The 12852-nt window shown below is 55.6% G+C and carries 10 protein-coding genes and 1 rRNA gene; 8 read left to right on the forward strand and 3 right to left on the reverse strand.

Annotation, left to right across the window (positions count from 1 at the left end; translation table 11 throughout):
* The 4 genes from rrf to KIF87_RS14145 all read left to right on the forward strand — a co-directional run.
* Positions 1 to 87 (forward strand): 5S ribosomal RNA (gene rrf / locus KIF87_RS14130); the annotation flags it as partial.
* A 124-nt stretch (positions 88 to 211) separates the two neighbouring features.
* Entirely contained in the window at positions 212 to 1240 is a 1029-nt protein-coding gene (gene murB / locus KIF87_RS14135) for a UDP-N-acetylmuramate dehydrogenase (protein ID WP_213329060.1), read from the forward strand.
* Positions 1237 to 2199, forward strand: a complete 963-nt coding sequence (gene birA / locus KIF87_RS14140) for a bifunctional biotin--[acetyl-CoA-carboxylase] ligase/biotin operon repressor BirA (RefSeq protein WP_213329061.1) — start codon at positions 1237 to 1239, stop codon at positions 2197 to 2199. The genes murB and birA overlap by 4 nt, the downstream gene beginning before the upstream one ends.
* Positions 2200 to 2215: 16 nt before the next feature.
* A complete protein-coding gene (locus KIF87_RS14145) occupies positions 2216 to 3208 on the forward strand; it encodes a family 8 glycosyl hydrolase (protein WP_213329062.1) in 993 nt (330 codons plus the stop codon).
* A 48-nt stretch (positions 3209 to 3256) separates the two neighbouring features.
* Here the strand turns inward: KIF87_RS14145 and bcsG are convergent, their stop codons facing one another.
* The 3 genes from bcsG to bcsE are packed head-to-tail and all read right to left on the reverse strand — an operon-like array spanning position 3257 to position 6682.
* Positions 3257 to 4936 (reverse strand): cellulose biosynthesis protein BcsG, encoded by a 1680-nt coding sequence (bcsG, locus tag KIF87_RS14150; protein WP_213329063.1) that lies wholly within the window; start codon positions 4934 to 4936, stop codon positions 3257 to 3259.
* Entirely contained in the window at positions 4929 to 5126 is a 198-nt protein-coding gene (gene bcsF, locus KIF87_RS14155; RefSeq protein WP_024908822.1) for a cellulose biosynthesis protein BcsF, read from the reverse strand. Before bcsF ends, bcsG begins: the two co-directional genes overlap by 8 nt.
* Positions 5120 to 6682: a cellulose biosynthesis c-di-GMP-binding protein BcsE gene (gene bcsE, locus KIF87_RS14160; RefSeq protein ID WP_213329064.1), complete on the reverse strand. Its 1563-nt coding sequence runs from the start codon at positions 6680 to 6682 to the stop codon at positions 5120 to 5122. Before bcsE ends, bcsF begins: the two co-directional genes overlap by 7 nt.
* Before the next feature lie 174 nt (positions 6683 to 6856).
* Between bcsE and bcsR the strand changes: the two genes are divergently transcribed.
* Genes bcsR through bcsB form a run of 4 tightly spaced genes read left to right on the forward strand, consistent with a single transcriptional unit; the run spans position 6857 to position 12852 of the window.
* A complete protein-coding gene (gene bcsR / locus KIF87_RS14165) occupies positions 6857 to 7045 on the forward strand; it encodes a cellulose biosynthesis protein BcsR (protein WP_121426188.1) in 189 nt (62 codons plus the stop codon).
* Between the two features lie 11 nt (positions 7046 to 7056).
* Positions 7057 to 7809: a cellulose biosynthesis protein BcsQ gene (bcsQ, locus tag KIF87_RS14170; RefSeq protein WP_213329065.1), complete on the forward strand. Its 753-nt coding sequence runs from the start codon at positions 7057 to 7059 to the stop codon at positions 7807 to 7809.
* A complete protein-coding gene (gene bcsA / locus KIF87_RS14175) occupies positions 7806 to 10421 on the forward strand; it encodes a UDP-forming cellulose synthase catalytic subunit (protein WP_213329066.1) in 2616 nt (871 codons plus the stop codon). Before bcsQ ends, bcsA begins: the two co-directional genes overlap by 4 nt.
* Before the next feature lie 10 nt (positions 10422 to 10431).
* Positions 10432 to 12852 carry a cellulose biosynthesis cyclic di-GMP-binding regulatory protein BcsB gene (bcsB, locus tag KIF87_RS14180; RefSeq protein WP_213329067.1) on the forward strand — a complete coding sequence of 807 codons (2421 nt, stop codon included), beginning with the start codon at positions 10432 to 10434 and terminating at the stop codon, positions 12850 to 12852.

The following is a 12852-nucleotide window of genomic DNA, read 5'->3' on the forward strand; positions in this document are numbered from 1 at the left end:
TGACCCCATGCCGAACTCAGAAGTGAAACGCCGTAGCGCCGATGGTAGTGTGGGGTCTCCCCATGTGAGAGTAGGGAACTGCCAGGCATCAATTAAGTGAAGAGGCCATCCGAAAGGATGGCCTTTTTGCGTTTATACGCTGCACAAACTAATCCCCCAACGCCCTGCTTATACGGTAAACTACCTGCGTTTTTGCATCAGGATAGCGTCTATGAACCACTCCCTTAAGCCCTGGAATACCTTTGGCATTCAACGCAATGCTAATCAAATTGTACGTGCCGATACTGCACAGCAGCTGCTGGATGCATGGCAAAACGCGACAGAAAATAACGAACCCGTACTGATTCTGGGCGAAGGAAGTAATGTCCTGTTTCTCGATGATTTTGCGGGAACGGTGATCGTTAACCGCATCATGGGCATTGATGTGGAAGAGCGTGCCGACAGCTGGCACGTGCACGTGGGGGCCGGAGAAAACTGGCATCAGCTGGTGCAATTTACCCTCGAAAAAGGGATGCCGGGTCTGGAAAACCTTGCGCTTATTCCAGGCTGCGCCGGATCGTCACCTATTCAAAACATCGGCGCCTACGGCATCGAACTGAAACATGTCTGTGAATATGTCGACTGCATCGAACTGGCGACCGGAACGGCTAAGCGTTTAACGGCAGAACAGTGCCGATTTGGCTATCGTGACAGTATCTTCAAACATGAATATCAGGACCGCTACGTGATTGTCGCCGTGGGTCTGCGCCTGTCGAAGAACTGGCAGCCGGTGCTGACCTACGGGGATTTAACGCGTCTCGATCCGACTACCGTTACCGCCCGCGACGTCTTTGACTCGGTTTGCCATATGCGAATGACCAAACTTCCCGATCCAAAAGTAAACGGAAACGCTGGGAGTTTCTTCAAAAACCCGGTTATCAGCAGCGAAAATGCAAAAGTCTTTCTTGAAGGATGGCCAGCAGCGCCACATTATCCTCAGGCGGATGGCAGCGTGAAGCTGGCCGCGGGGTGGCTCATCGATCAATGCCAGCTAAAAGGCGCTTCAGTAGGCGGTGCCGCCGTTCACCAACTGCAGGCCCTGGTACTGATTAATCAACGCGATGCGACCAGCGATGATGTTGTACAGCTGGCTCATTATGTTCGTCAGCGTGTGGGCGAAAAGTTTAACGTCTGGCTGGAGCCAGAAGTTCGCTTCATTGGCCGCACAGGTGAAGTCAATGCCGTGGAGGCCATCGCGTGAAAGACAATACTATCCCCTTAACCCTGATTAGCATCCTTGCTGACGGTGAGTTTCATTCTGGCGAGCAGCTGGGTGAACAGCTTGGCATGAGCCGTGCCGCCATTAACAAGCATATTCAGACGCTTCGCGACTGGGGTGTTGATGTGTTCACGGTTCCCGGAAAAGGCTACAGCCTGCCGGAGCCTATTCAATTGCTGAATGAAGAAGCGATCCGCAGCCAGATTGGACACGGCAATGTTGCGGTGCTGCCGGTGATTGATTCGACGAACCAGTACCTTCTGGATCGTCTGCCTGAGCTAAAATCAGGCGATGCCTGCGTTGCTGAATATCAACAGGCCGGTCGTGGCCGTCGCGGACGCAAATGGTTTTCGCCATTTGGCGCTAACCTCTATCTGTCCATGTACTGGCGACTCGATCAGGGCCCGGCCGCTGCCATTGGCCTGAGTCTGGTCATCGGCATCGTCATGGCGGAAGTGCTGCACGATCTGGGAGCGGATAATGTACGGGTTAAATGGCCTAATGACCTGTACCTCAACGATCGTAAACTTGCGGGTATTCTTGTCGAACTGACGGGAAAAACGGGCGATGCGGCACAGATCGTCATTGGCGCAGGCCTCAATATGGTGATGCGCAATGTACAAAATGATGTGGTGAATCAGGCCTGGACTAACCTCCAGGAGGCGGGGATCGTCATCGATCGTAACACCCTTTCCGTGCGTATGATTAAAGAGTTGCGCAGCTCACTCACGCTTTTTGAACAGGAAGGGCTGGCACCGTTCCTGTCTCGTTGGGAAAAGCTGGATAACTTCATCGACCGCCCGGTGAAATTGCTGATTGGTGATAAAGAGATCTACGGGACTTCCCGCGGTATTGACGCACAGGGCGCGCTGCTCCTGGAGCAGGATGGCGTGATCAAACCCTGGATGGGCGGTGAGATTTCACTGCGAAGTGCCGAATAACCGGATTGAGTTAATTATGCGAAAACCCGTCTGCGCGACGCTGGCCGTCATGATGAGTCTGCTGTTCTCGCCTCTCTCTCATGCGGATCGGGCCTGGGAGAGTTACAAGGCCCGCTTTTTCAAACCGGAAGGTCGCATTGTCGATACCGGCAATGGCGGCGTGTCGCATACGGAAGGCCAGGGTTTTGCCATGCTGATGGCGGTGGCCAACGACGATAAAGCCACGTTCGATAAGCTCTGGCAATGGACAGACAGTCAGCTGAAGAACAAAGAAAATGGGTTATTCTACTGGCGCTATAACCCCGCAGAGTCCAACCCGGTCGCCGACAAAAACAACGCTGCAGATGGTGATGTGCTGATTGCCTGGGCGTTGCTCAAAGCCGATGCCCGCTGGCATGACAAGCGCTACAGCGCCGCATCGGATGCCATTACAAAAGCACTGATTGACCACAGCGTGATCCGCTATGCGGGCTACCGCGTGATGCTGCCCGGCGTCCAGGGATTTAAGCTTGAGGGTGAAGTGGTCCTTAATCCTTCCTATTTCGTGTTTCCGGCCTGGCAGGCCTTCGCCGGACGCAGTCATTTGCCGGTCTGGCGCGATTTGATTAAGGACGGGAAACGTCTGCTGGGGAAAATGGGCTCTGGCAAAGCGAATCTGCCCGCTGACTGGGTTTCACTGGCATCTGGCGGCAAGCTGGCCCCGGCTAAAGGCTGGCCGCCGCGGATGAGCTATGACGCGATTCGTATTCCGCTATACCTTGCCTGGTCTGATAAGCAAAGCCCGCTGCTGACGCCGTGGAAGGCCTGGTTCGGTCAGTTCCCCCGGGAACAAACTCCCGCCTGGGTTAACGTCACGACCAACGAATATGCGCCCTACATGATGGAAGGCGGCCTGTTGGCCGTGCGTGATTTAACGATGGGACAGCCTTCCGGAGAACCCGAAATTACCTCTAAAGACGACTACTATTCGGCAAGTCTGAAAATGCTGGTGTGGATCGCCCAGCAATAATGTCGACATTGTCCCTCTCCCCGATGGGGAGAGGGACGTCATACCGTGTTACTGCGGATACGGTACCCAATCCCCGCCGTTCAGGCGAACGTACGGTTTGTTTTGATATTGAATGACGACCGCGTTGGCGTTCTCGGAAACCTCCGCCGTTTGCGGCAGTTTGCTGGTCAGCTGATCCCAGTTCACGCTATCTTCCACAAACAGCTTCCCGTCAACGGCGCGGGCAACCAGCTCTGAGATCGCCAGATAGCTGGTTGGCTGTGTAATCTCAATCGGTGCGCCCTGATGCGGTGCCTTCATACCAAAGAATTTAATGCCTGCAGGCACGTTGGTGATGGACGGGCTTGGGATATCACGCAGGCCTGACACCTGCATTCTGTCACCTTTCAGCGCACCACCGTGCTCAGGCACCACAACCACCATCACTTTACGGCCTGATTTTTCCAGCTCCGTGAAGAACGCGTCCAGCTCGTCGAAGAGTTTCTGCGCTCGCACTTTATAATCTGCCGTTTTGCTCACGCCCGGGAAATGGTTACCGTCGTGGAGCGGCAGGGTATTAAAGAACGTCGCGCTGCGTGGATTACTGTCTTTTTCGATGGTCTGCAGCCAGCGTTGCAGGACGGCGGTATCGTCATAAACAGGCGAACCGTCGAAGCCCAGCAGAGAGACAGGAAGACCGGTTTGATCCATCAGCGGTGCCTGCATGCCACCCTGTTCGCGCACCTCTTTCAGGAAGCTACCGAACTGGCCGTTATGCCCCAGCATCAGATGCTGCGTAAAGCCCAGTTTTGCGAGGTTATCGAACAGATAACACTGGTTTCCGGCGGGTTGATACAGGTTTTTATGCGATGTCTGACCGCAGCTTGCACGCAGAAGGCGGATCGCCGCCGGGCCGCTGTACGAGGTGGCAGAGTTGAAATCTTTAAACTGAATATCGAAGTGTGACCACAGCGGATGAGACATCAAACCGGCGGCGTCCACGTCGGCCCAGGAGAGAGAGCAGATGTTGATCACCAGCAGTTCAAACGGCTGAGCATCCGCCGGCAGCGCATCCGGGAATTTAGTCTGTCGCTTGTCTTCCGCGGTATAGAAACTGGAGAGCCAGGCGTTCAGGTTGGTTGAGGTCGGCGGTGCGGTCTGGGTTGGGATATCACCCACCACAGGCGTATCGCCTGCCGTTGTGACGGTTGCCGCTGCGCTTCCCCCTGTGGTGGTCACCGTGGTGGTCGGTTGACCGGCAGGCCACAGCGAAAAGCTTGGCCCAGCCAGCGTCAGCACGTTAAGCCAGACCATAATCGCGACGACAAACACCGTGACGCGGATCCACTGTGACAGGAACAGCCAGGCAACCAGCAGCACAAATACCGCGCCAATCATCTGCCAGTTAATAAAGCGCTCGGTCAGATCGAGGACATAGCTGGCGCTAAAGCCCGCCACCTGCGACCCCTGGCTCATAATGCTGTCCGGCCCCGGTAGCCAGGTATCATGCCAGAACAGCGCAAAGCCGAGAGGGATGGCTACCCAGTGACGTAAGCGATGCAGCCTGATATTCGGCAGCGGCATCAGCAGGAAGGCCATAAACACGAGGTTGAGAAGGGGATGGAAATTCAGATAGCCTGCCCACAGCAGACCAAACTTCACCAGAAAGTAGAAGTTCCAGCCGGAAAGGCCGCGCCAGTATTGCCAGAGCGGCGAGGGTGCCGAAGCGGTATAGGTAGAATTAGTCATGTTTTCGGTCTGCCTTGACGTGTGATGCCCGTGTCAGTGTTCCGGCTGGTTTTACGTAGCGAGGTTTTATAAACAGCACTCTGGCCGTATCACGGATACGGCGTATGGAATGGCGCGCATAGTAGCCAAGCGGGAAAAAGATCAGCGCACAGAATATAACCAGTTGAATGATATCGCTGATATTCATGATGATGCGTTCTCCGCGTTGTCTGTTAATAAGCGAAGGGGTTCCGGAACCCGACGCCAGACGTGTCCATCATGTCTGGCATTGAGGATCGGTTTGGCATCGCTCTTGATAGCGAGCGGCTTAACCCATTGTTCAGGCTGGAGCGCACGCATCTGCACCAGCTCCGCGCCGATCGTATTATCTTCGAACCAAATCATACGGTTCGAGAAAATGTCCCCGGTAGGCAGGGGGAAGATGTGGTTAAGCGCCGTATCGAGATCGTTTACCCGGCAGAAGGACAAAAACAGCACCAGGCGATTGTCGCCGATGGTCATGATGTCCCCTGTACGGTTCGGGCGACATAGGGTGAGTGCCTGTTCAACGCGAATACCCGGTACAGGACGCAGGGCGACCATGACCCCTTTTCCGTCAGCAGGAAGAAGTGTGTTGCTCATCATGTTGCCGACGGCGTCGCAGAAGGTGTCCCATTTTTGGTATCCACGCAGCTTCATCGGCTGCGTCATGGAGAGCAGCGTGGAAATATCTTCCGGCACATGGCGGCTAAACTGCTGGCCCTGAACGCTTTCGATAAGCGTCAGGCAGCGTGACAACGGCGCATTCCATGGAATAACCATATTGGCGCCGCAGCCCAGAAGCAGGCGCTCATCGGTGGCGCGCAGGCTGGTATTATTTTCGCGCACGATGATTTTCAACGCACTGCCGCGCTGGCGGCGTAAGGTGTGGATTTGCCTTGCCAGCGTCTCAATCTGGTTATTCTGCATCAGCGAGAAAATAATGGTTGCCGCCTGGGTTGTGCGGGTTTCATGGAAAAGGGCTTCGTTAGATTCAAACAGTGACCAGTTTTCCGACAGGGCAGGTGCTCCCTCTAAAACCGCGATATGGCTCAGGATGCGCTTTTCATCACTGCGCGGCTGCACCACGGTTTCTTCCTGCTTCGCCAGGTGCCACTCGCCCTCGATATGTTTCAGCGTAAGCTGTTGTCTGGCGCTCACGCCTTTTTCATTACACCAGAAGGCAATATCGTAGAGATAGCTGCCCGCCTGGTCACGAATGCTTGCCAGACCAAACAGGGAGCGATATTCGCCCATTAAAAGTGAAAACAGCTTGTCATTATTACTGCCGGGATTGACTATCAATAGCGTGCAATTTTGAAATTTTGCCCATTTATTGATTTTTTCCAGCCACGGCAGCAGTTTTTCAGCAGGCATATTTTGCAGGACGTTATTTGCACATTTCAGAATCACTAAATAGTGATCCGGATCAATAGAGCACTGAACGTCGCGGGACAAAAAGTATAGACTATCGGCTTCCGATGTCATGGAAAATAATCGCACCGTCTGGGGACCGCGACCACTTTCAAGCGCGATAATTTTTCTGGGCTCTTCACCCATGCTAATGACGGCCACGCGGGAATCCTTATCCTGAGCAGCAATTGTCTGGTTTACCAGACTGATAGCATCTTCATTACGGTCCGTATTAATCCACCAGACTCCTCCGACTGGCATGTGGCTCAATTCGTCCCATAATGACTGGATGCCAATAGAAAATATGGAGTCCACGGTGTCCCTCTTTTCGTCTAATTTATCTGTATCTCAGTTTACTAGCGAAAGCGTAGAAATAAACCTAACATTGAAATTAAAGAACATCAGATTTAGCATGTAAATGAAATTTCATAGGGCAGGACGCCTCGCTACTTCTGATCTGGCGATTCTACGCAAAGGGATGGAAAAAGAATGGATAATAACGAACCCGGAACCCCAGTCGACTCGACCCTGGGTTACACATTCCAAAACGATTTTCTGGCGCTGACGCAGGCCTTTTCTTTACCTGAAATAGATTACACCGATATTTCCCAGCGGGAACAGTTGGCCGCGGCTATTAAACGCTGGCCGTTATTAGCTGAATTCGCCAATCAACAATAAGGGAGCCATTGATGGCCATACTCGGATTACAGGGTGTCCGTGGCGGTGTGGGTACCACATCTGTTACCGCGGCGCTGGCGTGGTCATTACAGCTTTTAGGTGAATCGGTGCTGGTTATTGACGCCTGCGCCGATAATTTGCTGCGTATGTCGTTTAACGTCGACTTCACTCGTGAAGAGGGCTGGGCCCGCGCGCTGCTTGATGATAAAGACTGGCAGGATGCAGGGATGCGCTATACCTCCCAGCTCGATCTGCTGCCGTTTGGTCAACTGACCACCACGGAACGCGAGAATGAAGCCGCGTATCAGCGCCTGTTTTCGCAGTTCACGCTGGCGCTGCAGACCCTGAAAGAAAAGGGGCATTACAAGTGGATCCTGCTGGATCTGCCACACGGCGCCGGCACGCTGACCCGACAGCTTATCGCCCAGTGCGATCATGTGCTCTCGATCGTCAACGTCGATGCGAACTGCCATATCCGCCTGCATCAGCAGGGGCTACCTCAAAATGGCCATATCCTGATTAACGATTTGCGCATTGGCAGCCAGATCCAGGACGATCTGTATCAGGTCTGGCTGCAAAGCCAGCGCCGTCTGCTTCCCATTGTCATCCATCGTGATGAGGGAATGGCGGAATGCCTTGCGTCTAAGCAACCGCTCGGCGAATACCGTAGTGATTCACTGGCGGCAGAAGAGATCCTGACGCTGGCTAACTGGTGTCTGCTGAACTTCGCCAACAGGGCGGAGCATGCAGGGAGTTCTGTATGAGTCGTCTCGCCAGCTGGTTACTCATCCCGCCGGTCAGTTCGCGTTTGAGCGAACGCTATCGGCATTTCCGCCGGCACGGTGCTTCGGCATTTAGCGCCGCGCTCGGCTGTTTCTGGATGATTCTGGCCTGGATGTTTATTCCCCTCGAACACCCGCGCTGGCAGCGCATACGTGCCCGGCACAGTGAGCTCTATCCGCACATTAATCCCGACCGGCCGCGTCCTTTGGATCCGGCGCGTTATCTTATTCAGGCCATCTGGCTGGTGGCCACCTCATCCCGCTCAGAGAGAATAACGCCGCACTGGCGCAGCTTCTCCCGCGTGCAGCAGTTACGTGAACGCTACCACCAATGGCTGGACAGACTGCCCAACAGCGTAAGCGATAAGACCAGCCATCTGGATAACCACAAAGAGCTCGGGCATCTCCACCCGGGCTTGCGGCGTTTTATCCTCGGCGTGATCGTCGTGTTCTCGCTCATTCTGGCGCTGGTCTGTATTACGCAACCTTTCAACCCTCTGGCGCAGTTCACCTTCCTGATCCTGCTGTGGGGCGTGGCGCTGCTGGTCCGCCGTATTCCGGGACGTTTCTCGGCGCTGATGCTGATTGTGTTGTCGTTGACCGTCTCCTGTCGCTACATCTGGTGGCGTTATACCTCAACCCTGAACTGGGACGACCCGGTCAGCCTGGTGTGCGGCCTGGTGCTGCTGTTTGCAGAAACCTACGCCTGGATCGTGCTGGTGCTGGGCTATTTCCAGGTCATTTGGCCGCTCAACCGCCAGCCGGTTCCGCTGCCTAAAAACACCGCGCAGTGGCCGTCTGTTGATCTCTTTGTACCGACCTACAACGAAGATCTGAGCGTGGTGAAAAACACCATTTATGCCGCGCTGGGCATCGACTGGCCGAAAGACAAGCTCAAGGTCTGGATCCTGGATGACGGCAACCGCCCGGCATTCCGCCAGTTTGCAGAGGAGGTCGGCGTCGAGTACATCGCCCGCCCGACTCACGAACATGCGAAAGCCGGGAACATCAACAACGCGTTGAAGTACGCCACAGGGGAGTTTGTCTCGATCTTTGACTGTGACCACGTGCCGACGCGCTCGTTTCTGCAGATGACCATGGGCTGGTTCCTGAAGGAGAAAGAGCTGGCGATGATGCAGACGCCGCACCACTTCTTCTCGCCGGATCCGTTTGAACGTAACCTTGGCCGTTTCCGTAAAACCCCGAACGAAGGCACGCTGTTCTATGGCCTGGTGCAGGACGGAAACGACATGTGGGATGCCACCTTCTTCTGCGGCTCCTGTGCGGTTATCCGCCGCAAACCGCTGGATGAAATTGGCGGAATCGCCGTCGAAACGGTCACTGAAGATGCGCACACCTCTCTGCGCCTGCACCGTCGTGGCTATACCTCAGCCTATATGCGTATTCCGCAGGCTGCCGGTCTGGCAACGGAGTCACTGTCGGCGCACATTGGTCAGCGTATTCGCTGGGCGCGCGGGATGGTGCAGATTTTCCGTCTCGATAACCCACTGATAGGGAAAGGGCTCAAGCTGGCGCAACGTCTCTGCTACGTCAACGCCATGTTCCACTTCTTATCCGGTATCCCGCGGCTAATCTTCCTGACCGCGCCGCTGGCGTTCCTGCTCCTTCACGCTTATATCATTTACGCCCCGGCGCTGATGATTGCGCTGTTTGTTCTGCCGCACATGATCCACGCGAGCCTGACGAACTCGAAGATACAGGGTAAATACCGCCATTCCTTCTGGAGTGAAATCTACGAAACGGTGCTGGCCTGGTACATCGCGCCGCCGACGATGGTGGCGCTGATTAACCCGCATAAAGGGAAATTCAACGTCACCGCGAAGGGCGGCCTGGTGGAAGAAGAGTACGTCGACTGGGTGATCTCCCGTCCGTATATCTTCCTGGTATTGCTGAATATCGTTGGCGTCATCGCCGGTATCTGGCGTTACTTCTACGGCCCGGAAAACGAAATCCTGACCGTCTTCGTCAGTATGGCCTGGGTCTTCTACAACCTGATTATCCTCGGCGGCGCGGTAGCGGTGTCGGTGGAGAGCAAACAGGTTCGTCGTGCGCATCGCGTTGAAATCTGCATGCCTGCGGCGATCGCCCGTGAAGATGGCCACCTCTTCTCCTGTACCGTGCACGACTTCTCTGACGGTGGTCTGGGGATCAAAATCAACGGCCAGGCGAAGGTGCTGGAAGGGCAAAAAGTTAACCTGCTGCTTAAGCGCGGTCAGCAGGAGTATGTCTTCCCGACGCAGGTGGTTCGCGTGGCGGGCAATGAAGTCGGTCTGCAGCTGATGCCGTTGACCAAAAAGCAACATATCGATTTTGTGCAGTGTACGTTTGCCCGCGCGGATACGTGGGCTCTCTGGCAGGACAGCTTCCCGGAAGATAAACCACTGGAAAGCCTGCTGGATATTCTGAAGCTGGGGTTCCGTGGCTATCGTCACCTTGCAGAATTTGCCCCGTCGTCGGTGAAATTAATATTCCGGTCACTTACTTCGCTGGTTTCCTGGGTCGTGTCGTTCATTCCTCGTCGCCCTGAGCGGGATGAGGCGAAGCAGGCGGACCCGGTTATGGCTCAACAATGATGATAACGCGATGAAAACAAAACTTTCCTGGTTATGTGCAGTGGCAATGGGGATGAATGTTATCCCCGCAACAATGGCTAACGCAGCTCCTGGTAACGCAGCGGCAACGCCTGCGCCAACGGTACCTGTCGTCGCGCAAGCAACCGATCCGGTTGTCACCGCGGCACCTGGTCAAACAGAAAATATCACGCCAAACCAGCCAACGGAGGGGAACACCCTGCCAGCAGACGGCCAGGTTATCGGGCAGGTGATGCCGGGCGTCCGGGGGGCGAATGCGCCCGTCGTCGCGGACAATGCGCCGTCACGGGACGTGAAGCTGACCTTCGCGCAAATCGCACCGCCTCCGGGCAGTATGGTGCTGCGCGGCATCAACCCTAACGGCGGCATTGAGTTTGGCATGCGCAGCGATGAGGTCGTCTCTAATGCGGTGCTGAACCTTGAATACACCCCGTCACCGTCTCTGCTGCCGACACAGTCTCAGCTGAAGGTCTACCTGAATGATGAGTTGATGGACGTTCTGCCTGTCACGAAAGAGCAGCTGGGCAAGAAAACCCAGGCTCAGGTGCCGATCAACCCGCTGTTCATCACCGACTTTAACCGCATCCGCCTGGAGTTTGTCGGTCACTACCGCGACGTCTGCGAAAACCCGGCCAGCAACACGCTGTGGATGGACGTCGGGCGTAACTCCTCGCTGCAGATGACCTACCAGTCGCTGGCGCTGAAAAACGATCTCTCGGCATTCCCGGTTCCGTTCTTTGATCCGCGTGATAACCGTCCGCTCACGCTGCCGATGGTGTTTGCATCGTCCCCGGACGTGACCGAGCAGCTGGCGGCCACCATTGTGGCGTCCTGGTTTGGTTCACGTGCCGGCTGGCGTGGTCAGAGCTTCCCGGCGATGTATGACAAGCTGCCGGACAGAAATGCCATTGTGTTTGCGACCAACGCGAAACGTCCGGCCTTCCTGCTCGATCATCCGGACGTCAAAGCGCCGACCGTTGAGATGATAAGCCATCCGGAAAACCCGTACGTGAAGCTGCTGGTGGTGTTTGGCCGCGACGATAAAGATCTGGTGCAGGCAGCAAAAGCCATTGCCCAGGGCAACGTCCTTTTCCGCGGTAACAGCGTGGTGGTGGATGAGGTCAAACCGCTGCTGGCGCGTAAACCTTACGATGCGCCAAACTGGGTGCGTACCGACCGTGCGGTGACATTTGGCGAGCTGAAAACCTATGAAGAACAGCTGCAGGCGACGGGGCTTGAGCCCGCGCCGATTAGCCTGTCACTGAATCTGCCGCCGGATCTGTACCTGCTGCGTACCAACGGCATTGATATCAATCTGAACTACCGTTATACCGCGCCAGCGACCAAAGACAGCTCGCGCATGGATATCAGCCTGAACAACCAGTTCCTGCAATCGTTCAGCCTGCAAAGCACGCAGGATACTAACCGCCTGATGCTTCGCCTGCCGGTGTTGCAGGGGCTGCTGGACGGTAAAACGGATGTCTCCATTCCGGCACTGAAGCTGGGTGCGATAAACCAGCTGCGCTTTGACTTCCAGTACATGAACCCGATGCCTGGCGGCTCGGCGGAAAACTGCATTACCTTCCAGCCCGTACAGAACCACGTTGTGATTGGCGATGAGTCGACCATCGACTTCTCGAAGTACTATCACTTCCTGGCGATGCCTGATCTGCGCGCCTTTGCTAACGCGGGCTTCCCGTTCAGCCGCATGGCCGATCTTTCTGACTCCATTGTGGTGATGCCAAAAGCGCCAAGCGAAGGGCAGGTCACGACCCTGCTGGACACCATGGCGACCGTTGGGGGACAGACGGGATTACCGGCGATTAACGTCACGTTGACGGACGATGGCAGCCAGATTCAGAACAAAGACGCTGACATTCTGGTGATCGGTACCATTCCGGACAAGCTGAAGGATGACAAACGTATCGATCTGCTGGTGAAAGCGGCCCAGTCCTGGGTTAACACGCCGCTGCGCCAGACCGAGTTCCCGAGCATTATGCCGGATGCGAACGATCGTCAGGCCAGCGCGCAGACGACGGTCACGTCTCAGGGGGCAATGGCCGCGGTGGTGGGCTTCCAGTCCCCATACAACGACCAGCGCAGCGTGGTGGCTCTCCTGGCGGACAGCCCGCGCGGGTATGAACTGCTCAATACGGCCATGAACGACAGCGGTAAACGTGCCGCGATGTTTGGCTCCGTGTCGGTGATCCGTGAGTCCGGCGTCAATAGCCTGCGCGTGGGCGATGTGTACTACGTGGGCCATCTGCCGTGGTTTGAACGCCTGTGGTATGCAATGTCTAACCATCCGGTTCTGCTCGCCATCCTGGCGGCGGTCAGCGTGGTCTTGCTGGCATGGGTGCTGTGGCGTCTGCTGCGTATCATCAGCCGTCGTCGCCTGAACCCGGATGAGTAA

The organism is Enterobacter sp. 120016 (genome assembly GCF_018383635.1).
Classification (GTDB): Bacteria; Pseudomonadota; Gammaproteobacteria; order Enterobacterales; family Enterobacteriaceae; genus Enterobacter; species Enterobacter asburiae_D.

Bases quoted from the DNA above. Each gene is read 5' to 3' on its own strand.
- murB (WP_213329060.1), top strand. From the start codon at position 212: ATGAACCACTCCCTTAAGCCCTGGAATACCTTTGGCATTCAACGCAAT.
- KIF87_RS14145 (WP_213329062.1), top strand. From the start codon at position 2,216: ATGCGAAAACCCGTCTGCGCGACGCTGGCCGTCATGATGAGTCTGCTG.
- bcsG (WP_213329063.1), bottom strand. From the start codon at position 4,936: ATGACTAATTCTACCTATACCGCTTCGGCACCCTCGCCGCTCTGGCAA.
- bcsR (WP_121426188.1), top strand. From the start codon at position 6,857: ATGGATAATAACGAACCCGGAACCCCAGTCGACTCGACCCTGGGTTAC.
- bcsQ (WP_213329065.1), top strand. From the start codon at position 7,057: ATGGCCATACTCGGATTACAGGGTGTCCGTGGCGGTGTGGGTACCACA.
- bcsA (WP_213329066.1), top strand. From the start codon at position 7,806: ATGAGTCGTCTCGCCAGCTGGTTACTCATCCCGCCGGTCAGTTCGCGT.
- bcsB (WP_213329067.1), top strand. From the start codon at position 10,432: ATGAAAACAAAACTTTCCTGGTTATGTGCAGTGGCAATGGGGATGAAT.